Here is a 23,860-nt window from a genome sequence, read left to right as displayed (position 1 = left end):
CTATTGGCGGGATTTTTTATGGGTCTAGCCAGCCCTGCTTTCTCGCAAAATGCAACTGCTCGGGGGTGTCAATATCGAGACTTAGCTTGATATTGTCAACCACGCTCAGATCCTTACTCGATAAATCTCTAATTAAGTGACGTAGTCCCTTATCGCCGTTAAGTAATGGCTGCCACTGCGTCAATAGCGGGTAATCAATGTTGATAGGCAGACCGATAATCCGTTGTCCATTATCTGAAATGTTGCTATTTAAAGGGTCAGTTATAAGACCTTCAATATTGGATAATTGGTTTTCCAAAATCTTGTGTGAACTACAATAACTACTAGCGACAACTTTCTTACAGCCGCTGGATTTAGCGTAGTTAGACTTCCCTGTATTTTTATCCGTATTAAAATCGGCCAGCAAATTACTCAAATGACTAACATCGAGCAAAACTTGATCGATCCCCAATATTATTACCCGCCGTATCGTTAAGCCATTGGCTACTTTACGATTTAACTCAGTAATCGCCAAACTTAAACTGTGCGCCATACCTTGTTCAGGTTGAGTGTTAATCACAGGGACTACCACATCATGCTGTGCCGACAAGGACTGGCTTAATTGGATTATTTCACTCTGTGAACTAGCGATAACCAATAAAATGGCACTGGGGTTAGTGGCCAATGCTATATTTGTCATTACCTCAAGCAGCGGTTGAGACTGCTTCTTCAATAACTGCTTGGGTTGACCTAAACGCTGACTTAATCCGCTGGCCAATATAATCACAGCATGAGATTGTTGCGGTAAGTTCAGGTCTTTATTGCCAACTTTTTGCTTTATCATCAATTAAACACTTCAAATCGTGCATTAGCCGCCTGAGATGAATCAACTTGTGAGCGATGCGTAGGCTGTTTACTAGTTATATTACCTGAGTCTACAGTACTTAGGTCTACCTCGTGCATAACAGCATTCATTTGCGCCATAATACCTAAAGCTAAGGCTTCTGGTCCCTCGCCTCCAAGCTTATAACCGATTGGGTACTGTAACTTAGCGATACCAGGTTGAAGCTTAGCAACATTACCGTCATACGCCTCGGTAATCTCGTTAATCAAACGCTCGGTACGGTACTTAGGGCCTAACTGACCTAGATAGGCAGGAGGATGCGCAAACAACACTTTCAGCCGAGCTCTATCTTGAGTCAAGCTGTGCGACATCACCGCCACTGCTGCATTACGACTAAGCTCAATAAGGGTATCCTTATCCTGTAAAGGCAGACACAACACTTTATCGGCCTGCATAAACCGAGAGCGGGTAGCATAATGACTACGGCTATCAATAACGGTAACGTGCCAATCTTGCATTTTGGCTAACGTCACTAAAGGCATTACATCATTACCCGCCCCACAAATAAGCAACTTAATCTGGGGCTGTAAACGGCGTACCAACCACTGGGTCTGAACTCTATGCTGTAATTGATTATCTCTTAGCCCTTGTAAGGTGACAAACTGAGCTTTGTTTTGTGCATAATGCTCTGAGCTTAGAGTGCTTACTGCTTTATTGAGAATCGGGTTGTTTTTTACCGGTTCGCTGACCTGATTAAAATACACAGTCTCCTTAGTTATAGCTGACTGATCTAGATCAACGTGTAAGCCAATAGGTGGCTCCGATTCAATACGACCCGAGCTTTGATAATTCCTTGATTGATTTTGATAATGACTTGCTTGTGCTTGATTTTGACAGCCACTGAGTTGGTAACGAACCAAAGTAGCCACATTTTGGGGCTTACCAGTTTGACGTACTTGCTTTAAGCTCTGCAGTAAAGGCAAAGCAGTAGCTAACCTTTCAAACAACACGTGCACTCTGCCATTACAACCTATCCCAAAATTAAGCTCTAGCTCGCTATCAAAATAGTCATTATCTAAATCCTCGTTATCAGCTTCATCATTCTCTGTCCATGACTCATGTTTAGCACTGTCATAATTATCATCACCGGTTTGATACACCTGCACTACCGGCCCTTGACGAGTCAGCCAAAAAGCTTTTTTGATAATGTGTGGCTCAAGGCAACCGCCACTAATCATACCTGCTGATCGGCCATCAGCGCAGATTAACATCATTGCTCCAGCTTTACGATAGGCAGAGCCTTGGGTATGCACCACAGTTGCCAATACTGCCTCAATCTGCTCGCTTTGAGCTTGATCAGCAAGTTTTAGAATGTCAGAGACATTATTCATAGAGGAGCCGCCTTATCTTAATCTGGCAATTGGTCAATCAGCTTATCTAAAGTAATAGGGAAATCATAAATCCTAACCCCTACTGCGTTATAGATAGCATTGGCAATGGCAGCTGCAGCTCCGGAAATGGCAGTCTCACCAATACCTTTGATGTGCATCGGGTTGGTGTAAGGGTCATCTTCTTCGACCAAAATAACCTCAAGCTGAGGCACATCGGCATTTACCGGCAGATGGTATTCGGCTAAATCATGATTGCACAGTCTACCGTCACGCTTGTCATGTATTACCTCTTCCATTAACGCGGAACCAATACCGAATACCATGCCGCCATAACACTGAGAGGTGGCTAAATTATGGTTAAGGATACGTCCAGCAGTGAAAGCACCGGTCATATTTTTTACTCGGATTTCACCGGTAGTACGATGTACCGCAACCTCAGCAAAGTTGGCTCCATAACAAGCTTGACGGTGTGACTTACCGTTTTTACCTGGAGCAATCTTTCCTTTGGCGCGTAATTTTTTACCCTCTAGTTGGCTGATTAGGTCTACCAAAGGATAGGTCGCAGAATCACTAAAGTCATATTGATCAGGATCGATGTTATCAGAGCCTTTCAATGAAACTGATAAGCCTGCTTTTTCAGTAGCATCTTCTACTTTATCTACTAAGGTATCCAAGGCTTTCTTGCCGGCTTCTACTGCACTTTGCGCTACGCCAGCCTGATGCTCACCAGCTTTGGATACTTGACCTTGACCCAATTGCACCGTATCAGCATGTAGCCCTACTAGTTTAGCGATCTGTTCTCTAAGCTCAGCACAGGCCAGATAAATACTACTTCCGGCACTGGCCGCCCCAAAACTACCGCCTGATCCAGGGCTAGAAGGAAAACGACTATCTCCAAGTTGCATATCGATATGATCGATTGGCAAGCCTAATAGATCAGCAGCCACTTGGGAGAACACAGTATAAGAACCGGTACCAATATCAGTCATATCGGATTCGATGACTGCTTTTACCCCTAAGGTTTTGCTAGGGTCTAATTGCAAGGTAGCCCGTGCTTCTGATGGCATAAGTTGGTTGCCTCTTGAGGCCACTGCCATACCGGTACCAATCCACCAATCGCCTTCTAAATGGCTGGCTGGTTCGCTACTGTGTTTTTCTTCCCAACCAAAAGCTTTCGATCCTTGCTCCAAACAAGCTAGTAGTTGTCTGGTTGAGAAAGGAATTTGTTGCGAAGGATCTTGTTCCGGTTCATTGCGGCGACGCAGCTCGATAGGATCAATACCCAACTGACAGGCCAGTTCATCCATCGCACACTCTAAGGCTATTTGCCCAACCGCCTCACCAGGAGCCCGCATAGAGCCTGACAGCGTCCAGTTCATATCGACCTGTTGATAGCTAACCCTACGGTTCTCACCACGATATAAGAAATGGGTAGATAAACCAGCCGGTTCAAAGAAACTCTCATTCGGCAAGTTGCTCGATACATTGTCATGGATAATGGTGTTCAATACCCCATTTTCATCACAGCCTAAGGCTATACGTTGACGGGTATTAGAGCGGCGTACGGTCGCTTCCATCACTTGAGGACGAGTCATCATTACCAGTACTGGTCTGTCTAACTCTTTGGCAGCAATGGCAGCTGCTATTGATTCCGGAGAAATGCCCAGCTTACTACCAAAGCCACCCCCAACATAGCGAGAGATAACGTTGACGTTATCATTATCGATCTCTAATGCGTCGGCAATTTGTTTTTGGCTAAAGGCAACCATCTGGTTTGAGGTATAAATAATCAGCTTATCCTCTTCCCAATACGCCAAACTACTGTGCGGCTCCATTGGGGAGTTGCTTTGACTCGGCGTGGTATAGACTCGGTCTAAAGTCACTGCCGATTGCTGCAATCCTTTCTCAGGATCACCCTGTTCGCTATTTTTATCAGAACCTTCCTTCTCATTGACTTCATGAGCGTTTTTCAACTCTTTTTTGAAGTCTAAAGCTGCTTTTTCGGTCTCATCTTCGTAGCTCACCACTAGGGCTTTAGCGCCTTCAGTGGCTGCCTCAAAAGTTTCAGCGACAACTATTGCTATCGGTTGGCCATGATAAGCAATGTCTATCGCACCCTGGGTCGGTGCTTTCATCTTTCCGCCCTGCTGCGAGTTACGTAAGAAATGCTTAGCATCGGTAACTACTTTGATGACCCCTGGGATATCCGCCACTGATTCGGTATCAATATTGGTCACTTTACCCTTGCTAATAGTCGCCCCGACTAACACGCCGTAGACCCTATTGTCTTTATAAAACTCTGCAGAATAAGGGGCTTGGCCACTGACCTTAAGCGAGCCATCCACTCGGGTAATCGGTTTACCAACCAGCTTAGTTGAGGTCTTATCAAAAAGAGTCTCAACCGGTTCATTCATCATCATTTTTTTGGTGGGTTCAGAACCCAAAATATCTGTATCAAAAGCAGCCATGTTTATGCATCCTCAGCGTTTACAGCACGCTCAATAATTTGTTTTAGTAATCGACGAGTTAAGGCGATTTTAAAGTCATTCTGACCCTGTCCTTGGGCATCTTCTAATAAGATATTTGCCGCTTGCACAATATCAGGCACACTGCCTTTACTGCCTTCAAGACTAGCCTCGACCGCTTCATTGCGCCAAGGCTGAGAGCCAATACCACCAAATGCTAATCTTATGGTGGTCAGCTTACCCTCCTCATCGACATCAATAACCGCTGCTGCAGAAACCAAAGCGAACGCATATGAGGCACGATCACGAATCTTGTCGTAGGTGTGCATGCCTTTAATCGGCGGTGGTAATACCACATGAGTAATCATCTCGCCGGGTTCTAATACTGTTTCAATATGCGGAGTATCACCGGGCAGTTGATAAAAGTCTTTGATTTCGATACTACGGGTAGAGCCATCTGCTTTTTGGGTTTCTAAAGTAGCATCTAACAGTCGCATCGCCACGGCCATATCAGAGGGATGCTGAGCGATACAGTGCTCGCTTGTGCCCAAAATCGCTAATCCCCGATTTTCACCTCCAATAGCAGGACAGCCACTGCCTGGCTCACGTTTATTACATGCACTATCAGGCTGGTAGAAATAAAAGCAACGGGTACGCTGTAAGAAGTTACCGCCAGTAGTCGCTTTGTTACGTAACTGACCAGAGGCTCCTGCTAATATTGCGCGTGACAATACTGGATAGTTAGCTATCACGCTTGGATGAGCGGCCAGATCACTATTTGTAACTAAGGCGCCTATGCGTAGTCCACCCTCAGGGGTAGATTCGATCTGCTTTAATTCTAGTTGGGTAATGTCGACCAACTTAATAGGGGTCTCAATTTCGAACTTCATTAAGTCGAGCAAGTTAGTACCCCCACCAATAAAGGCAGCGCCTTCGCTACTGGCTGCCACACAGGCAGGCTTTAGCTCATTAGCACGGACATATTCAAATCGTTTCATGAGTTTACTCCTGTTGATTGTGACTGGGCAGCGCTGGAGTTTTTATCAGTATTAGCAGGGGAAGATTTTAATTGGGCTTCACTTGGCGGTGGCGACCATATACCAGTTACTGCTGAAGACAAGGCCCCATTGGAGGAGTCGACAGGATTTGGAGTTTGTGGTTGCTGGTTTTGTAGTTGTTGTTCAAGGACTTCAGTAATCGCTTTTATAATATTTGGATAGGCCGAACAGCGGCAAATATTACCACTCATCCGCTCAGCGATCTCATGCGCCATTAAGGCGTTAGGCTGAGTTAAGTCTTCAGTGACATAACTGGGCCAATTTTGTTTTATCTCATCAATAAGCGCGGTGGCTGAACAGATTTGGCCTGGAGTGCAGTACCCGCACTGAAAAGCATCATTGTCTCTAAAAGCTTTTTGCAAATCAGAAAGTGTCTCTGGTAAGCCAATACCTTCGATAGTAGTAATCTCATCTCCTTCATGCATTACCGCTAGAGTCAGACAGGAGTTAACTCGCTGCCCATTAATTAACATGGTACAGGCCCCGCATTGGCCATGGTCACAGCCTTTTTTTGGACCGGTAATTTGCAATTGATGGCGACAAAGATCAAGTAAGGTGGTTCGGGGATCGAGATCCTCGAATTGATAGCTATTATTATTAATAGTAAGCGTTAAGGTTGTCATGCTGGCGTCCGCTGGCAGGTGGGTTGAGGGAAAAGCTTATAAAACTTTTAAATAAATTATTATTGTGCTTTGCTATCTATCCTAATGAAAAATCGAAATTTTTTTTATTATCTCCTGTTGTTGAACTGTGCTTTTTGGTAAACAGAAAGACTGTTTTGTTTTGATGGCCCAAAAAATGAGTTTCAATAAACGCTAAACACTTGTTAAATTTAGGACAAATAAAAATTCTAAACACAAAAAACTGAACACAAAAAACTTTAAGCATCAAAACATTAGACATAAAAAAAGACCCTCACCACCTTAAGTAGTGAAAGTCTTTGCTTGAAAATTAGCTTTTTTATACAGCAAGCTAATGATGACCGGTCAAAACCACTGTGGCTGCATATCGCTACACACTGAATTATCATTTGTTAATAACTCAATATCACGTTGAATAAGCGGTAACTCCCAATCGATGAAGTATTTTGCCGCCTGTATTTTGCCGTGATAAAAGTTTTGTTTATCGCTATCTTCAGTGAGCGCCAGCAATTGCTCGGCCTTGCTGGCTTGACGAATCCAAATCCAGCTTATAACCATAGTGGCAAATACATTCATCAGCGCTTGGGCGTTGGCAGTCAAGGTGGTCGCCTGCGGTGTGGTTAGGGTTTGACCGACATGCTGCAACAGGGGTTGCAACTGTTCGATATAAACCGTTAATTTCTTGGCAAGTTTGGCGGTTTGTGGGGTGGTAATGGCCTTGAGGTCTCGAGTGATTTCTTGCTGTAGTACTTTTAACCCCAAACCCTGCTTTTGCCATAGTTTACGGAAGGTTAAATCTAAGGCTTGAATGCCATTGGTGCCTTCATGAATGGGATTTAAACGGTTATCACGCCAAAACTGCTCCGCTTGGTATTCTCTGGTGTAGCCTGCACCGCCCAATACCTGAATACCCAAATCATTGGCTTTAGGACCATACTCTGACGGCCAAGCTTTTAATACTGGGGTCAATAAATCCAATAGCTCAGCCAACTCTTGCTTTTGGGTCTCATCCTCGCAGGTATTAATGCGATCAATTAAGTTTGAGCCATACAAACACAAAGATATTCCGCCTTCGCTATAAGCTTTTTGCGCCAATAGCATCCGCTTCACATCGCCATGCTCAATAATTGGGGCAGCGTCATCTTCTGGGCTTGAATGTGGTGCGACACGTCCTTGTAACCGATCTTTGGCATAGGCCAACGAATACTGATAGCCACGATAACCTATCATTGCCGCCCCAAAGCCCACCGCAATACGGGCTTCATTCATCATCTTAAACATATAGCGAAGACCAAAGTGCTCCTCACCAATCAGATAGCCCACACAGTCATTGTTATCGCCGAAACTGAGTGCCGTTGAGGTGGTACCACGATAGCCCAACTTGTGAATCAAACCTGCCAAATGTACATCATTACGCTCGCCGACTTGACCTTGCTCGTTCAGACGGTATTTGGGAACCACAAACAAGGAAATTCCTTTTACCCCTGCCGGCCCACCCGGAACTTTGGCCAGTACCAAATGCACAATGTTGTCAGATAACTCATGATCGCCGCCTGAGATATAGATTTTACTGCCCCGGATACGATAAGTGCCATCCTCTTGCTTAATAGCTGTGGTCCGAATATCTGCCAATGACGAGCCTGCGTGAGGCTCGGTCAAAGCCATGGTTCCGGTAAATTCGCCGGTTAACATACGTGGCACAAAGGCTTGTTTTATTGCGTCATCGGCAAAGTGAGTCAACACGTTAATAGCGGCTGAGGTCAAAAAGGGATAGGCTGTGGTAGCTGGGTTAGCGGCCATGAAATAACCACTTAGCGCGGTCATTACTGTCTCTGGCAGCTGCATTCCGCCCTCTTCAAAGTTATAACGCCCAGCAATAAATCCTGACTCTCTAAAAGCATCAAAAGCAACTTTTACCTCTTTAATCATGCTGACTTTTTGGCCATCAAACTTGGGCTCATCTTTGTCAGCGAGGGTGTTGTGAGGTAGAAATAAATCAGTGGCGATTTTTTTGGCGGTATCGATAGTGGCATCAAAGGTTTGGCGTGAATGCTCTGCAAATTTAGGGTGCTTGCACAACTGCTCAGTATCTAGAACATCATAAAGTTGAAATGGTAATTCATACTCATTAATTAAAGTTTGCGCTTCCATGCTATTCTCTTTTCCTTGTCTTGAAGGGGATAATAAGTAGGTCAATCTTAATTCATTTTTATAAATTAGCCTATTTTCTTTTATATAATAATCGACGCCCTAAAAGACCCTACTTAGGCTTTAATAAAGGTTAGTCATAAAAAATCTTTCGTTAAATAGAGGATTATCAAATAAGGAAGATGCTATAACAAGGGAACTGAAAAAAGGAGTTGTTAAAAGAAGAATATATTAAAAAGGATCAGTAATAGGAATGTTTAAAAAATAATTACCAAAATAAAATTATGACTTATTTAGCTTTTGCACATTTAGCATTCTATAACTTGGATAGCAGGTAATTTGAACATTATCAAAATCACTGTTATGTGTTAAAGGTAAATTATCACCTATTTGCTTACTTCTCTCAAACGAGAGTATGGTATCAGGCTGATATTTATCAGTGTGAATTAATAACCACAATTCATTTAACTGTCTTCTATTATGATAAGAGTTGATTTTGGGTTGTTTCTTTTTTATCACTTCATCCACATCTTTTTGAGTAATAATAGAAATACTCCTACCCTTTCTATACTCCTTAAATTTATGCTGAGGCATATAAGCCGTTTTCATAGGCTTTTTAAAACGTTCAGCAATTAAATAGCCGTTTTCGCTATCGTATAGATGTCCTTCCCTGTTTTGCTTAGCTACTAGATTTATAGCCTGCCAATACCATCGTTTAGTTATGAGTCCAGTGTCACTCATTTGAGTCCTAAGTCTCGATAATGTGGTCAATTCCACACCAATGTAAACCAATTGATCGTTTTCCCAAAACACAAGGGTAAAATCCGGCTCATTACCATCGTCCATACCTGAAATAATATGCACAGGATCTAAGCCGCTAATGGCAAGGTAATGGCTAAGATATACCCATTCTTTTTGACGCTTGATCTGGCTTTGTAGATTTACGCTATGCCGACTCCCTTCAGTATTCAGTTGTATACTTTTGGCTTGTCCTTGGAGATTAAGAGGACTAATTTGACTTGTGTCGGGGTTATCATTATTCAACACTGTGCTCATAAAGCCTTTAGCTTATTTATCTGTTTAATTTGTTTTAATTTAGCATTAAAAACTATTTTAAACAAAATTGTTAACAAAATAAAAAGCAATAGTGATACAGCCCTATAAAAATCCTTTTTTATAATGTCACGGCCTTTATACTGATAAAATAAGTAGCCTTTTGGCTGTTGTAACTTTATTAACCCCACCCAAAATCATACCAATTTATAAGCTATTCTCCTTGCTCAATCCCAAGTAGTAATCGCTTTTTATCCAATCCCCCTGTATAGCCGCCCAAACTGCCATCGCTGGCCACTACCCTATGACAAGGAATGATAATACTAAACGGGTTTTTGCCATTAGCGTTGGCCACCGCGCGATAGGCTGTCGGTTTATCAATATTTTGAGCCAATTGGGCGTAACTAATGGTCTGCCCATAGGGGATTTGTTGCAATGCGCGCCAGACACTTTGTTGAAACGGCGTTCCCAACGACAAATTCAAAGGAATATCAAACTGCTGTAACTCGCCGGCGTGATAGCGCTTTAATTGTAATAAAGTGGTGAGTAATAAAGCCTCAACTGGACTTTCTTTGCTTAGGCTATTTTTATCTATAAACTGAAAATTCTCATCAACTAATTTGTGATGTTTTTTTAATAGGTTCAGTGACTTTGATTCAGACCAATCTTGACCCTCTGCTAGCCAATCTAAGCTGACCAATTTTGGCGTCTCGGAGGCCATAGCAGACGCAATAAGTAGCAATCTGTACTGTGCAAACTGAGTGATGGTAATAATCATTATCACGGTCCTCAAAAAAAAATGGCACCTCATGATGCCATTTTTTTAAGATTAAAGCTTACTTTTTGAGATAGGCATAAGCCTATTATTCATCAGTTTCAAATAATGCGGCCACAAACTGCTTCGGACTAAAGGCACGTAAGTCATCAATAGACTCGCCCACACCGATATAGCGGATTGGAATATCTGTGGTATTGGCAATATTAAACACCACACCGCCTTTGGCCGTTCCATCGAGCTTAGTAATGGTAATACCGGTTAACGGTACCACCTCATTAAACAGTTTGACCTGGTTAATGGCATTCTGACCGGTACCTGCATCAAGTACAATCATACCTTCGTGCGGTGCCGTTGGATCTGATTTGCGCATGATACGCACTACTTTTTCAAGCTCAGCCATCAAGTGCGTTTTATTTTGTAAACGCCCCGCAGTATCGGCAATCAACACATCAATGTTTTTTGCTTTCGCTGACTGCATGGCGTCGAACACTACTGAGGCACTGTCAGCACCATGACCTTGAGCCACAACTGGAATGTTATTGCGCTCGCCCCATACTTGTAGCTGCTCGGTGGCCGCCGCTCGGAAGGTGTCTCCAGCAGCTAACATCACTGACTTACCTTCTGCTTGTAAGCGTTTCGCCAATTTACCAATTGTGGTGGTTTTACCCACACCATTTACCCCTACTACCAAAATCACAAAAGGCTTCTTGGTAGTATCAATTACCAAAGGCGCAACTTTAGGCTCTAAGATTTCAACCAGTTCTTTTTGTAGCGCTTTATATAAAGAATGCGAGTAAATCAAATCACCACGAGCGGTTTGTTCTGTCAGGCTTTTAATAATTTTATCTGTGGCTTCTACCCCAATATCGGCGACCAATAGCTGATCTTCAACTTCCTCAAGCAGCTCATCATCAATCTCTTTACCCCCAATCAAGATATTGGCAACGCCTTCGGCTAGGTTCTTACGAGACTTGGTAAGACCTGACTTCATACGTGAGAACCAACTGCCCTTCTTTTTGCTCTCAGACTCTTCAGTAGCTTGTTGTAGTTCAGTCGCTTGCGGTCTAGTAGCTTCTGTAGGTGTTGGTGTAACAGCAGGTGTGGTAGGTTGCGGCTTAGGCTCAGTGCTTAAGGCTGGTATTACCTCTTCCTCTTCAGAATATGGCTGCTCTACCCGTGGCGTCTCAATGATAGGTATGTCTTGAGTACTGGCCAAATCTGGGAGGGTAATATCGTCGTCATCCAGCTCATCTAGGCTACCATCAAGGTCAATGACTACGCGAGTTGGATTATTTGCATTATTCATGGGCATCTCTTTATTTATAAGGTTTTTAATAGTAGTTAAATAAGGATAAAAAAGATTATTCATTAAATTATTTATTGTGGCTTAGTTTACCATAGTTGCCCCAAAGCTTGATAATCCCCTCACTTAACCTCCCAAAACCTATAAAACTGACTTTTTATTTACTAAAACTATTCACTAAAATTTGAGAAATAGAGCTATTAATAGTTATGATTTTTCTGACAAAACAATCAAAAATTTATTAATCAAAGAAAAGTTTAAAATATATTTGACACCCAAGAAATTATGTATATAATACGCTCCTACATTCAGACGATATATGACGTTTGATATGTGTAGGAAGTTAAGTCTTTAGAAAATCCCCTTTAAGGGATTTTCTCTTGCGCAATCAATAGTATTTATTTTAATTGTGATAGGTATTATGGCTTTTAGCCAAGCACAGCTTGGCACTTGCGAAGCTAAAATCACACTGATTCTTATATGATTCAATTAAGATTTTAGTTTTTTGGAAATCCTATTTAAAGGATTTCCCTTGCGCAAAGGATGAAGCAGTGCTTCATCTGTATCTTTGCTCAGGGTGATTAGCTCAGTTGGTAGAGCGTCTGCCTTACACGCAGAATGTCGGCAGTTCGAGCCTGTCATCACCCACCACTTATTAAAGTGGCTAAACTTTCTAAGCGACCTAAGCAGCGGTAGTTCAGTTGGTTAGAATACCGGCCTGTCACGCCGGGGGTCGCGGGTTCGAGTCCCGTCCGCTGCGCCATATTTAAAACTAGTTTGCTTATGTAATTAAGCGCACAGTTTCAACCTCAAGTATTAATTTACTTGAGGTTTTTTTGTGTTTATTAGTTTTAACACTTACCTCATCCAATCCCTTTATCCATATTGTCTCATCAAAGCTTTAGAGATTCAGACAAACTCTCTCCCCTATTAATTTAGTAAGTACTGGCTTGGATTTAGTTTAAGGAATGATTGTTAATTAACCTTAGTTACTAATTAAGCTGTTCTACGGTGACCAATTGCTTGGTGGCATCTTTTATTAAGTGCGGTGACCATTTTGTGACCAAGGTTGTTAAAAACTTGTTATGCTAACTGATCCCAAGTTTACCCTTACCGTCAAGCTGACTGATTAAAATCGTCCAAGTTTAGGTGTACAGATTTGATGGCAGGGATCACTGCCTGTACCGTCTATTTGACCGACTGCTTGACGGGTATAGACTTTTGGAACTAGCGCCTTTTGGGTGCTGCCATCAGCTAGGGTGAAGCTAACTATTTTTATAGCCATCAAAGTCAAAGTCGGTCACTATAAGATAGTCTGCACTACTATCTATATAAATAATAAATAAGCTACTGTTGATATTATGCTATTTAAACTAATATTGAAAATCTTCACCATACGCTGTAAAGTCAAAAAAACCTTCCTGTCTAGACAATAAGTGAGCGGCATATTTGTCAATTGCTTCGGCAGGATTAACTAATTTTTTTACGCTATAAACATCCTCATTTTCAATAAAGAACATGTCTTTTTTAGCGTGATTAACAATTGAGAATAGCTGGAAGTTTTTTGGTTGCTCTAACAAATTAAATCTTGTATCAATTAAAGCTCGTAGCTGAAAATGGGTGTCATAACTGTCGTCATCTTCATAATCTACTAAAAAAGGTTGCCCAAACTTTTCTTCTAAAAAGGCTACTTTTTCACGAGCTTTCTTACCCTTTCCTTCAATGTCTGAACAAATTGAACCAAGAGGAGGGTTGTTACTTGACGGTAAAGCACTTGGGGCTAGAGGTCCATAATTCACCCCATCAGAAATATACCAACCTGCACTATGCCACAGCCATGACTTAACAATCTCTACAGGAAAGTTATACTCGTTTTGCTCAGCGTCATCTGAAATGTATGGAGTATACCGTAGATATATAATAATACCGTTTATATTAATACCAAACGCAGTAATATCTGACATTATCTCTGGCATATCTGTTCTTTCGATAGCATAAAAGAATTTTTCTTTAACCTGAGATAACACTCTATAAGTATTAGGTTGCGTATCTTTAAATGGTTTAAAGAAATAGTCATGAAAGCTTAAATTCTTAGGCTTAGCACTTTTAAAGTTTAGTGAATTAAACTCAATTCTGGTTTCATCTCTATTTTTAATATAAACATCATTGATGGTTATTTGTTCTAAGTCATAATAAATTTCATCGAATTCACTTAAAATATGGGTATTCATTTTACTTTCCCTCTTTAGCTCTAATGGCTTTGTTTATCTTCTCTCGAGTAGCTTCTTGAATTTCTAAAATCTTTCGCTTGTAAACAGGACTAATCGGTATCGGTTTTCCTTTATTACCGTATTGTACCCAACCCCCATTTTTGTATTCTACTAAATTGCTTTTAGACCCATTTAAAGGACCCGGCAATGGCATAAGATTTTCTGGCGCATTAATGATTTTATTAAGTTCACGAGTTGTCAACTTTTTACCTGCGATTTTCTTAGCTTCCGCCCTTGTTAAGACATGATCTACTTGTGGAGTTACATCATCAGGAAAGTCTTTTAATTTACCATCGATTGGATCTAAATATCGAACTCTATTTGTTTTTGGATCAACCCAACCTGCCTCTTTAAATTTGGCCTCAATATTCCCCCAGTTGCTAGTAAAATCACAACAATTGGCATTATGAACCCAAACACCCAGTTCACCAATATGATAGGTGCTAAAGTCTTGTACTTCAAAGTTATAAACCGTATCGGTTTCATCTAAAGCTTTCTGACTAATAACGGTCGCTGTCGCATTGCCTCGTTTATCCAGTAGCTTCATTCCAGCTTCTAGGATAGACGCCTTACGCCAGCCTTGACCATCAATCCAGAACGGATGCTCTTCGGTGGTGCTAAAGGTTTCCTCTAAGCCACTATCATGCTGTATCTTAACTTCGTATATTGGTGCATTTGAGGTGACTTTGGTTGCGATAACAGGGCGATAGTCATACTTCTCACCAAACTCTTCTCGTGACCATACCAGCTCACCACGCTCAACCGTCTCAATGGGCTTTAAACCCTGGATGGTATGAATTAATGTACCTGCGGTGAAGCAGACCGGACCATTACACACCCTACTAAAATCTATATTCTTCGGGTTGGATGTGCTAGGAGTTTTTGCTTTAGATTTTGTTTTTGTTTGAGACTTAGTAACTGGTACTTTCCTCCACTCACCAGCTCTAGAACCCGAACCGATCAGCTCATAAATTGCGCCATTAACAACCCTTATACCACCATTTACATAAACACAATCGGTTGGACGAGAGGTGCTACAGGTAACAATATCATTGTTACGTTGCTCATAACCCCTGATGTAGAGTTCTGTATCTTGGTATTCACGATAAGCATCTTTAAGCTTTTGAAAATCAACATTGCTATAATCAGCTTTAATCTTATTTAGACAAGCTGCAGTAGGATTAGCTTCACAAGCTTCAATCTCTTTCCAGTTATCTGCTGCTATTTTTGCTGAGACAGCTCTAATTCTTCTCATTTCTACATCTAGTTTAGCACCTGTATATTTTCTTTTAGCGATTGCTATCTGTCTTAATAAGCTGTCTATATCTTTCTGCTTTAAACTATTATCCTCAACCGCCACCTTAGCCGTTTCACCCGCATTCACTGCATCAGTAACTTCTCCAGTCGTAGAACCAATAGCTACCCCTGCTAAGGTAGTGATATTACTTATGGTGTCCTTCTGCTCAGCGGTTAGCTCACTTGGTTTATCTACTTTGTAGATATACTTAGATAATAGAATAGCTGTGCCTTCTCCAGTACTAGCGCCTAACCCCCCCCCCCCGTTAAGGCATCGTTACCTGTGGCAGCACTGACCGCTGCACCTAATAGTGCGTGTGCTAATAGATGATTTATAAACTTTCAAGACAGTCTTTTTTACATCTGAAAAGATACCTTATATCTCGTTCCTAATTCTTTTTGTAATCTGCTTTCTAGAATATAACCCTCCTCAATGAATTTTCTTTCTTCAGATTGAGTTTTAAACCCAGACTCTATAGGGTTTTCTTTTACATATGTTGCTTCATATTTTTCTGACCATGTAGTTATGTCATTTTTAAGAGTATCACTAATGTATAAAGATTCTGGATTGATATTAACTGGAATATCATCTTCATAACACCATAATGGATAACACTCATATTCTGGTATTAATTTAATATGCATTTGCTAAAACTCTAATTCAATATCTTCACAAACAACTTCAAGGATCCAACTGGTTGGAACATCAAGACTACCAAGCCAATAGAGAACTCCTCCATAGTCAAGTAATTCATTACCATCTCTATACTCACCTAACTCTATAATATTATTATAGTGATCTGATTCGATCACATAGCTTGTATTTAACTTTAAATACCTAAAGTTTTTAAAAAAAATTTTAACTGTATCCATGTAATCTGGTAGCCTTATATCTATCGAAGGCTCGTAGTAGTCTACAAGATTCGTTATTATTGTTAAGCTTTTATTATAAATATGATAGTGTTGCAAACCACCTTCAAATATATATAAGTTTTGATGGAACTTTTTTGGTATTACATACTTTGTCATATTACTTCACTTTCTCAAAGATAATTGTTTTCATTGTTGACTGCTTGAGTGGTTTCCCGTCTGTAGTTTTAAATTGAAAGTTATTAAACTCAGGTTTAAGAGGACCATTGTATTTCAGTTTTAATCCCATCTTATCAAGTTCTGCTTCATTAGGTATACCACGTAAATATTTATTACTAGCCGTACCATTGATAACAATTTCTCCACCCTTTTTAGTCACACGAGCAGACTCTGGCAGATAGTCCATAATTGTAAAATTACCACCTGCTTTTTTAGGTATATATGGATTATTAGCTACCACTTTAGATTGGCTAGAAGATCTTATTTCAGGCATTGACATAGCGTTTTTGGCTATTGCACTAGGATCTGTAGGTCCTACACCCCTAGCTTTAGGTATAAGGGGACCTGAACTATCAGTAAATAACTCTAGAGTATTCCCTGAACTACTTCTTAAAACTTTTACTTTAATACCAGTGGCTGTTGTCAAAACACCAGTAACATTTTGAGCAACTGTACCTACTTCTTCAGATTCAGGACTATCATATGGAAATGAACGCTCATATTTACCACCAAATATCTGTGCCACACCATTTGCTGTGTCAGAAGGAATATTACCAACTCCTTTTACTGTACCTTCTGCCGTTATCTTCCCAACACCCTTAAGTACTTGAATATTTTTATTTGTCTGGGAATAAGCAGGTGTTTTTCTTTCAACTCCAGATAAAAGACCCTTATATTTGGTACTGTTTCGATTTAAATTATGATTTTTACGTTCAGATGCTGTGGATGCTATTAAAACATGCTTTCTCAAAAAGCTTTCAGCCTTTTGAGCAAGAGAACTCTCTTTAGTGCCTGGTTTCGGACTATGTGCATTTCTAAAATCGTCATCAGTATTACGATAAGCTTGTGCTAAGATTGCTCTGTACGCTTGTTTATAAGTAATACCGTTTTCTTTCGCAAAATTTTCTATGTCTTTTTTGTGTTTAAAAATATTAAGAACTTCACTGTCATGTAACCAGCGATTATTACTATCCACATTAATAGCACTCGCTGTACTTGAAGTATCAAGACCAGCATTAGCTGCTATACCCGCTAACGTTAATATCGTTACTCCTTTAGAAGTTGCGTTAGCCGCTTCAGGACTCATGCCACTACTGACAAGAGCATCAGCTAATTTGCTCTCGTACTCACTAATCTTAGGTGCAGCTGCAGCAACACTACCTGTCGTTAAACTGCCCTCTAAATTACCTGTTCCTAATGCACCAATTGCTGTATGTGCGGCTACTCGATACGCACCGCCTTCGTCCCATTTTTCAATTTCAGCTAATTTTTCATCAATGCTAAGATTAGGATCTGCTTTTATATCGTCAATACGGTTTTGTGAAAACTCTGCCACTGCCTTCGGTGCTTCCTGCCCAAAAGCCCTTGTAATCTCTACCTGAGCCCCAAGCTCCTCATTAACGATACTCGCATCAAAGCTATTTTCAAGTGGCTCATTTAAGCTTTCTTTGGTAGCTGTAGTTACATCAGACTGTCCTGCCATGCCTGTTACAGCAGCTTTGGTTGTTCTGGTTTGACTGTCACCATCACTACCGTAGCCAATACCGTTTAGACTGGCTTCAGGATTGGTATCTTTGGCTTTACCAATACTAATACCAGCAGCTATGGCTTTAGCATCATAGTTGCTATGATTTTGGATATCTGAGGTCTCTATGCCTTGAGCAAAGACGGATTTGTTATCCTCAGCACTGGCTGTGGTGTATGCAGCTCCTTTAATTACACCTTTACCCCCAACATTTAAGTCTGCTTTCTGCGTATAAATAGCCGTTTGTTCAGTGACTGCTGCATAATTTGCATTTATGTTAGTCTTACCGCCATTAATAGATAAGCTGTTTGCTTGGGCATTGCCTGATAGGTCTATATCTGCACTAAACCCTGCGTTCTTTTGTTTGCTGTCATAAGTTAAGTGTCTTGTAAACTCTCTAGATCAAGAAACCTCCTTTATATAAAATAGAAATGTTTGCTCTGCTGTTAATAATTTAACTCATAAAATAAAGGTGCTACTTATCTAGTAACACCTTTGATAGACAAAAAAATCTTATTAAAAATAACGTTTATTGTTTATGAGCTTTCTTCCAATCGTCACAAGCAGGGTTATCTTTATAAACATCTCTTTCACAAGTTGGTCCTGCTGTATTTACCCAGCCTTTTTTCTCCATACATAATGCCTTGACTGTGCTACCGCCTGTGTCACCCATAAAAGGATCTATACCACATTCTCGCATTTCTTTAAATTCCTTATCAATATATTCAGTGCCTTCAAATCCCATATTTTCAAGTTCAGGTAATGTTCAATAACTAGTATTTCTTGGCGGTTCAAAGCCTCTCATACTACAGGCGGTTAATACGCTTAAGCTTATCAATAAAAAAATATTCTTCATGGGTTATCGCTTTTTTTTGGGGAACGGCTTGCCCATGTTCTCTCTTTCAGTCATCACAGGCAGGATCGTCTTTGTAAAAATCTACTTCACAAGTTAAACTTCCTGTATTTCTCCAGCCCCGGGGCTTATCAGACAATACTTCCCTAAGAGTACTGATTTTAACAAGGTGACGGATGAGCAGATACGAAGGGTTCAAGATAGACTCAATAACCGACCAAGAAAAACTCGAGGATTTAGAACACCAAATGAGTTGTTCTTTGGTCAGTTTGTTGATTTGTTAGCCGCTTAATGTAATTGCACTTTCGATGCGAATCCGCCTATTATTAAAGTATCAAGAATGGAATTTATACTTTAAAATTCATGCTATAATCTATATCAGGTGTAGACAATAAAAAACGATTCCATTCAAAAACTCCTTTTTTAAAATCACTTAATTTAATATTCACTTTATACTCAATGTTATCTTCATCAAAAAGGGAATAGATCTCTAAATTATTTTTTTTTAAATTCACTCCCCATGATTCTGAGCTAAAGTTTAGTGAATTTAATTGTTTGGAATTCAACTGTTTTAATATTAGACAAGAAAACTCATAATCAATTTCAATCAAGTAACTAGAAAATAATTCTGATGTCTTACTTCTATCTACAGCTTTCGCTGAAGGTATTAATCTATTCCAATCTTCATTTTTTCGATAGTAAAAAATTATATGCATATTTAATCCTTGGTTTTATTTATCTTTAATTGGATATACTGTTGTTTTTGGTCTTAACCAACCTGTAACTTTAACTCCTGATTGGGTTGTACCTTCCCATCTTAAGATAAAAACTATTAATTTGTTCCCTACGTCTTGGATCACTTCCTGTTTTCTCTAAAGCCTTAATCCATTCTTGCATTTGCTTATGACTTAAATAGTTATTATCCGTTTGATTAAAGCTACTTACTGTACTGGCTGTATCACCACCAATGCTAGCACCAACACTAGCTGAGAACCCTAATAATACAGCTTTTCTAGCAGTGTCATCTAATCCTTGCTCTTTTAAATAATTATCTAAAGCAGGTACGGAGACAGCCGTTGTACCGCTAGCTACAGCACCATCTATGCTTCCTGTTGCTAAAGCTCCCACCAAGGTATGTAAAGCAACTCGGTAAACACCATCCTCTGCCCATTTTTCAGCTTCTTCGAATTTACCTTGCCTTAAAAGCTCAACTTGCTTATTAACTGCAAAATCCCCAACCGCCTTCGGTGCTTCCTGCCCAAAAGCTCTCGTTATCTCAACCTGTGCCCCAAGCTCCTCATTAACGGTATTTGCATCAAAACTGTTTGATAGTGCATCATTTAAACTGTCTTTGGTAGCCGTAATCACATCAGACTGCCCTGCCATACCTGTTACACCAGCTTTGGTTGTTCTGGTTTGACTGTCGCTATCTGTGCCGTAGCCAATACCGTTTAGACTGGCTTCAGGATTGGTATCTTTGGCTTTACCGATTGTGATACCAGCAGCTATTGCTTTAGCATCATAGTTGCTGTAGTTTTCAATGTTACTAGTATCTATGCCTTGAGCAAAGACGGATTTGTTATCCTCAGCACTGGCTGTGGTAAAGGCTGCTCCTTTGAAGGTACCTTTACCGCCGACATTTAAGTCAGCTTTCTGCGTATAAATAGCCGTTTGTTCAGTGACTGCGGCATAATCGGCATCAATGTTAGTTTTACCGCCATTAATAGATAAGCTGTTTGCTTGAGCATTGCCTGATAAATCTATATCTGCACTAAATCCTGCGTTCTTTTGTTTGCTGTCATAGACGTAAGTATCTTGCAGGCTCTCCATATTAAGGTCGCCAGCAACTTGTCCAGTAAGCTCATCGGTAGTGAGCACACCCCCTGTTATATTGACATCATTACCGATATCAAAGGTAGTGGTGCCTCCAATATTAGTATGGCTACCCGCATAGGTTTTACCATCACTATTAGCATGTCCTTTACCTTTACTGGCATTGGCAGTTATACCGTAGCTTGCACCCTCTTTACCAGGATTGGTAGAAGCATAAGCACCTATGCCAAAGCTTGAGCTTTTGTTATTGCTACGGGTTTGCTCGTTTTGAGCAACGCCTTTTATGTTTAAATCATTGTCTGTTTTGAATAAAGCATTGTTGCCAACAGTTATATCACTGGCGTTGATATTGATATTACTGTCTTTGCCTGCTCCTGTAGCAATGATGGCAAGGTTGTTCGCCGCTTGTATGCTTGAGCCTTGGCTTTGCTCACGATAGCTTTGTGAGTTCGATTGCGATTTACTAGAGCCTATAGTAGCTTGGATACGAGTATTACCCACCTCTTTTAGGTTGCCTGTCTGTAGGGCTTTAGCGGCTTGTTTGCCTTCGCCATATAACGCTTCCGCTTTAAGTCCTGCACTTACACCTGCTAAGCCTTTCATACGTGGGCTACTGGTGTTACCAGCAGCATCGATGAGCCTGTCTATGTTTTGGGCGCTATCAACTAGTGAGTTTGATACTGATACAGTAAGTCCGCTTTGTTTAAACTTCTGCTCGCTTTGGTTGGTGTATTTATCCATCGCATTGTCAATATCAACCGCTTTGGCTTGATAGACAACGTTGCCACGCTGTGTATCACTGCTGTCAACAGATTGACGATCACCTATCCCTGCAATCACATTACTGCCCGTTTGCTGGATATGATTGCCAGCTTCTATGCTAACGTTGCCATCTATTGCACCGACATTGCTTGCGGTGTGGGTCAGTGCAGTTTGAGTATTGTCATTTTCAGTTTTTTGCTTACCGATAGTAAAGCCAAGCCCACCTGAACTAAAGACACCTGATTTCTTGGTACTACTCTCACTACTTTTACTTGAGGTGTTTTGTGCCGCTAAAATATTGGCATTGTTGCCAGCTTTTATAGAGGTACCCTTATCACTGATGGCATTGGTAGCAGTTAGATTCACGTCATTACCAGCATCCATGATGACTTTATTGCCTTCGATGTTACTGCTAATGGCCGTATCACTTTGAGAGTCAAATCGGCTTTGGGTGGTGGTTTTGCTCAAAAAGCCTTTGTCAGTGGTTTTATTGGCTGTGCTTAGGTTTTGGGTATGACGTCCCTCACTTAGGGTGATGTCATTACCTGCTTGTAGACCTACTATGCCATTATCACTGGTAATAGAGACGGCTTTACCTGTGAAATCACCCCCTGAGGTGATGATAATATTATCAGCACCTTTGATTTGACTACCGATGTCACGGGTTTCACCTTGTTTAAAGTAATTATTGGCATCGAAATTGGCATCGACACCAAGTCTTGCGGTATGTTGAAAAATCAATTAACACTGATGTTTAATTGCTGCTTAATAAGTTTAGGCAATAAAAAACCGTAATACTCCTTAAAAATGTAAGGCATGTTAGTATAATGTGAATATCTCTCAAATACATTATTCCAGCCACTTTGTCCAACCTTATTTTTAATATAATTATTTGTATCCGAAATAGAGTTTTTATATCCAATAATTTGTAGAGGTAGGTCGTAATCTATTAATGCAAATACTTCTTTTTTATTGTCAAAAATTATGAACGGTGTATTCAAATGTGGTGATGAGAAATTCCAAATTAAGTCCTCATCTATATGACTGCATTCGCCAAAGCATCCCAACCTAGGATCTGTGGAAGCTATAAAAATGGGTGCTTCTAAATTAGTATTAATCAGGTCCTTGATAATCACATCAGTTTCTATACCACCTTCTACCTCATCATCAAGCTCATACGGAATGCAGAAATAATGGTAATCCTGAGTTAATCTGGGCTTCATTGCACTAGCTCCAGTAATCCCTTTAGATCCTTTTTCTATAAGGTTATCAAAAGGATGTGTATTGGCTTCGTCTATTGATAACAACCTTCCACCTTCATCTTCTAAAAACTTTCTTTGTAATGCCCAAAATTTGCCGAAGTACTCTTTATCGGTGTCTTTTAAATAAAATGTCATTGTGTTTGTCCTTTGTGTGTAGGCTTTCTTCTACCAGATTTTATAACTTGGCATCCTGGATTTTGGGTTGAGAATCTACTAGGGTATGTATCGACGCGCCTTCCATCAGGTAACGTCGTTGAAGTGCTTCCATCAGGTCTTTCGATTTGACTAGATCCTTCAATATTACCTAAATTATCAATCAACTCTTCCTGTGTTCCTGGATAATCATATCCTTTTTTACCGTCATCGGTAGGAACCGCATCCTCTAATACCTCATCTAAATCATCATTACCGGTTTTTGGACTATCAGATGAAAATATTCCTAAAGTCGAGCCTACAACTACAATACCTAGCGTATTAAAGGCCTTTTATACGTTATAGGCACTTTTAGCACCATTAACAACTGCTTCACTACAATTGACAGTAACACAAGTTGCTCCACCAGCACCTGCCGCTCCAGCAGCAATTGCTTCAGCCCCAATTATTACAGGAGCGATATTAGACTTAAGCGGATCTTTAGCCTGTAGCTTCTTAAGCTCATTATCAAAAATTACTTGTTCTTCTGGCGTTAAAGTAGCTCTTACCTCTTCAATCTTTTTAAGAATCAAAATGCTCTTATAGACGTCCTTAGTAATTCCATAGCCTAAGGTAACTGAACCTTCTACATTGTTTTCTATGGACTCAATTTTATCTAATAACCCCTTTCGCTCTTCAGCAATTTCAGCTCGTCCTGCTTTGGTAAACACTCTTGCATCGATATTGGCATCGACACCAAGTCCTGCGGTTTGTTGATCTTTAATAATGTTTTCGGTATTGAATGGATCTCGGTTGACACCTGCTAAGCTGTCTTGTCCTGTAGACGTATCACTGGTAACTATAGCGCCTTGTCCAATCGTGGCTTTTTGAACCGCCCCGACTATATCGGAGAGTGGATTGCTTGAGTCAGGCAGCTTTGTCTGACTCATTAAGGCTATCATAGTATCGTCTCTCAAACTCAAAAGGCGACACATAACCAATCGTACTATGAATGCGAGTTTTATTAAACCAATCGACCCATTCAAGGGTTGCTAATTCAACATCATACGCATCCCGCCACTGCGGTTTTAAATATTCAATCACCTCTGTTTTATAAAGTCCGTTAACCGTTTCAGCTAACGCATTATCGTATGAATCACCGGTTGTACCAACAGATG

General features: G+C 40.5%; 21 protein-coding genes, 2 tRNA genes and 2 pseudogenes. 3 read left to right on the top strand and 22 right to left on the bottom strand.

Annotated elements, in window-relative coordinates; translation table 11 throughout:
• Positions 1-16: 16 nt before the first annotated feature.
• From G561_RS0110100 to ftsY, 9 genes are all read right to left on the bottom strand, one after another.
• Positions 17-823 carry an NTP transferase domain-containing protein gene (locus tag G561_RS0110100; RefSeq protein WP_028859450.1) on the bottom strand — a complete coding sequence of 269 codons (807 nt, stop codon included), beginning with the start codon at positions 821-823 and terminating at the stop codon, positions 17-19.
• A complete protein-coding gene (locus G561_RS0110095) occupies positions 823-2,214 on the bottom strand; it encodes an XdhC family protein (RefSeq protein WP_028859449.1) in 1,392 nt (463 codons plus the stop codon). Before G561_RS0110095 ends, G561_RS0110100 begins: the two co-directional genes overlap by 1 nt.
• Before the next feature lie 17 nt (positions 2,215-2,231).
• Entirely contained in the window at positions 2,232-4,682 is a 2,451-nt protein-coding gene (locus tag G561_RS0110090; RefSeq protein WP_028859448.1) for a xanthine dehydrogenase family protein molybdopterin-binding subunit, read from the bottom strand.
• A gap of 2 nt (positions 4,683-4,684) precedes the next feature.
• On the bottom strand, positions 4,685-5,677 hold the full coding sequence (locus G561_RS0110085) for an FAD binding domain-containing protein (RefSeq protein ID WP_028859447.1): 993 nt from the start codon (positions 5,675-5,677) through the stop codon (positions 4,685-4,687).
• On the bottom strand, positions 5,674-6,360 hold the full coding sequence (locus G561_RS14425; RefSeq protein ID WP_037032167.1) for a 2Fe-2S iron-sulfur cluster-binding protein: 687 nt from the start codon (positions 6,358-6,360) through the stop codon (positions 5,674-5,676). The genes G561_RS0110085 and G561_RS14425 overlap by 4 nt, the downstream gene beginning before the upstream one ends.
• Positions 6,361-6,723: 363 nt before the next feature.
• A complete protein-coding gene (locus tag G561_RS0110075; RefSeq protein ID WP_028859446.1) occupies positions 6,724-8,529 on the bottom strand; it encodes an acyl-CoA dehydrogenase in 1,806 nt (601 codons plus the stop codon).
• A gap of 279 nt (positions 8,530-8,808) precedes the next feature.
• Positions 8,809-9,582, bottom strand: coding sequence for a hypothetical protein (locus tag G561_RS0110070; RefSeq protein WP_028859445.1), 774 nt, complete (start codon positions 9,580-9,582; stop codon positions 8,809-8,811).
• Positions 9,583-9,793: 211 nt separating this feature from the next.
• Complete coding sequence (locus tag G561_RS0110060) at positions 9,794-10,357, bottom strand: methylated-DNA--[protein]-cysteine S-methyltransferase (protein WP_028859443.1); 564 nt, start codon at positions 10,355-10,357, stop codon at positions 9,794-9,796.
• An 85-nt stretch (positions 10,358-10,442) separates the two neighbouring features.
• Entirely contained in the window at positions 10,443-11,663 is a 1,221-nt protein-coding gene (gene ftsY, locus G561_RS0110055) for a signal recognition particle-docking protein FtsY (RefSeq protein WP_028859442.1), read from the bottom strand.
• A 572-nt stretch (positions 11,664-12,235) separates the two neighbouring features.
• Between ftsY and G561_RS0110050 the strand changes: the two genes are divergently transcribed.
• A tRNA-Val gene (locus tag G561_RS0110050) sits at positions 12,236-12,311 on the top strand.
• A gap of 35 nt (positions 12,312-12,346) precedes the next feature.
• Positions 12,347-12,423: transfer RNA gene (locus G561_RS0110045), tRNA-Asp, on the top strand.
• Positions 12,424-12,789: 366 nt separating this feature from the next.
• Here G561_RS0110045 and G561_RS15360 read toward each other — a convergent pair.
• The 8 genes and pseudogenes from G561_RS15360 to G561_RS15350 form a co-directional block, all read right to left on the bottom strand.
• On the bottom strand, positions 12,790-12,945 hold the full coding sequence (locus tag G561_RS15360) for a hypothetical protein (protein ID WP_155954121.1): 156 nt from the start codon (positions 12,943-12,945) through the stop codon (positions 12,790-12,792).
• An 88-nt stretch (positions 12,946-13,033) separates the two neighbouring features.
• Positions 13,034-13,891, bottom strand: a complete 858-nt coding sequence (locus tag G561_RS0110040) for a hypothetical protein (RefSeq protein ID WP_028859441.1) — start codon at positions 13,889-13,891, stop codon at positions 13,034-13,036.
• 1 nt (position 13,892) lies between these two features.
• Positions 13,893-15,185, bottom strand: coding sequence for a polymorphic toxin-type HINT domain-containing protein (locus G561_RS0110035; RefSeq protein WP_155954120.1), 1,293 nt, complete (start codon positions 15,183-15,185; stop codon positions 13,893-13,895).
• A 90-nt stretch (positions 15,186-15,275) separates the two neighbouring features.
• A pseudogene (locus G561_RS15725) lies at positions 15,276-15,431 on the bottom strand (VENN motif pre-toxin domain-containing protein); the annotation flags it as partial.
• 152 nt (positions 15,432-15,583) lie between these two features.
• Complete coding sequence (locus tag G561_RS0110030) at positions 15,584-15,871, bottom strand: hypothetical protein (RefSeq protein ID WP_028859439.1); 288 nt, start codon at positions 15,869-15,871, stop codon at positions 15,584-15,586.
• A 3-nt stretch (positions 15,872-15,874) separates the two neighbouring features.
• Positions 15,875-16,255, bottom strand: coding sequence for a hypothetical protein (locus G561_RS0110025; RefSeq protein WP_028859438.1), 381 nt, complete (start codon positions 16,253-16,255; stop codon positions 15,875-15,877).
• A 1-nt stretch (position 16,256) separates the two neighbouring features.
• Positions 16,257-17,798 carry a hypothetical protein gene (locus G561_RS15550; protein WP_201586211.1) on the bottom strand — a complete coding sequence of 514 codons (1,542 nt, stop codon included), beginning with the start codon at positions 17,796-17,798 and terminating at the stop codon, positions 16,257-16,259.
• 571 nt (positions 17,799-18,369) lie between these two features.
• The gene (locus G561_RS15350) at positions 18,370-18,585 is read right to left on the bottom strand and encodes a hypothetical protein (RefSeq protein ID WP_155954119.1); all 216 of its coding nucleotides are present in this window, start codon (positions 18,583-18,585) and stop codon (positions 18,370-18,372) included.
• 232 nt (positions 18,586-18,817) lie between these two features.
• Between G561_RS15350 and G561_RS15440 the strand changes: the two are divergent.
• Positions 18,818-18,985: pseudogene (locus G561_RS15440) on the top strand (IS30 family transposase); the annotation flags it as partial.
• A gap of 55 nt (positions 18,986-19,040) precedes the next feature.
• On the opposite strand, the gene G561_RS0110005 reads toward G561_RS15440, so the two are convergent.
• The 5 genes from G561_RS0110005 to G561_RS0109985 form a co-directional block, all read right to left on the bottom strand.
• Positions 19,041-19,409 carry a DUF5376 family protein gene (locus tag G561_RS0110005; RefSeq protein WP_028859437.1) on the bottom strand — a complete coding sequence of 123 codons (369 nt, stop codon included), beginning with the start codon at positions 19,407-19,409 and terminating at the stop codon, positions 19,041-19,043.
• Between the two features lie 70 nt (positions 19,410-19,479).
• Positions 19,480-22,029 (bottom strand): hemagglutinin repeat-containing protein, encoded by a 2,550-nt coding sequence (locus tag G561_RS0110000; protein WP_028859436.1) that lies wholly within the window; start codon positions 22,027-22,029, stop codon positions 19,480-19,482.
• Entirely contained in the window at positions 22,026-22,685 is a 660-nt protein-coding gene (locus G561_RS0109995) for a hypothetical protein (RefSeq protein ID WP_028859435.1), read from the bottom strand. The genes G561_RS0110000 and G561_RS0109995 overlap by 4 nt, the downstream gene beginning before the upstream one ends.
• A gap of 350 nt (positions 22,686-23,035) precedes the next feature.
• Entirely contained in the window at positions 23,036-23,632 is a 597-nt protein-coding gene (locus G561_RS0109990; protein WP_028859434.1) for a hypothetical protein, read from the bottom strand.
• Positions 23,610-23,860 (bottom strand): integrase core domain-containing protein (locus G561_RS0109985; RefSeq protein WP_028859433.1); only part of this gene is annotated, 251 nt, incomplete at its 5' end. The genes G561_RS0109985 and G561_RS0109990, both read right to left, overlap by 23 nt.

Origin of the sequence: Psychrobacter phenylpyruvicus DSM 7000 = NBRC 102152 (assembly GCF_000685805.1) — a bacterium.
GTDB classification, from domain to species: Bacteria; Pseudomonadota; Gammaproteobacteria; order Pseudomonadales; family Moraxellaceae; genus Psychrobacter; species Psychrobacter phenylpyruvicus.
Note: the sequence above shows the minus strand (reverse complement) of the source record. Positions and strands in the feature narration are given on the sequence as shown.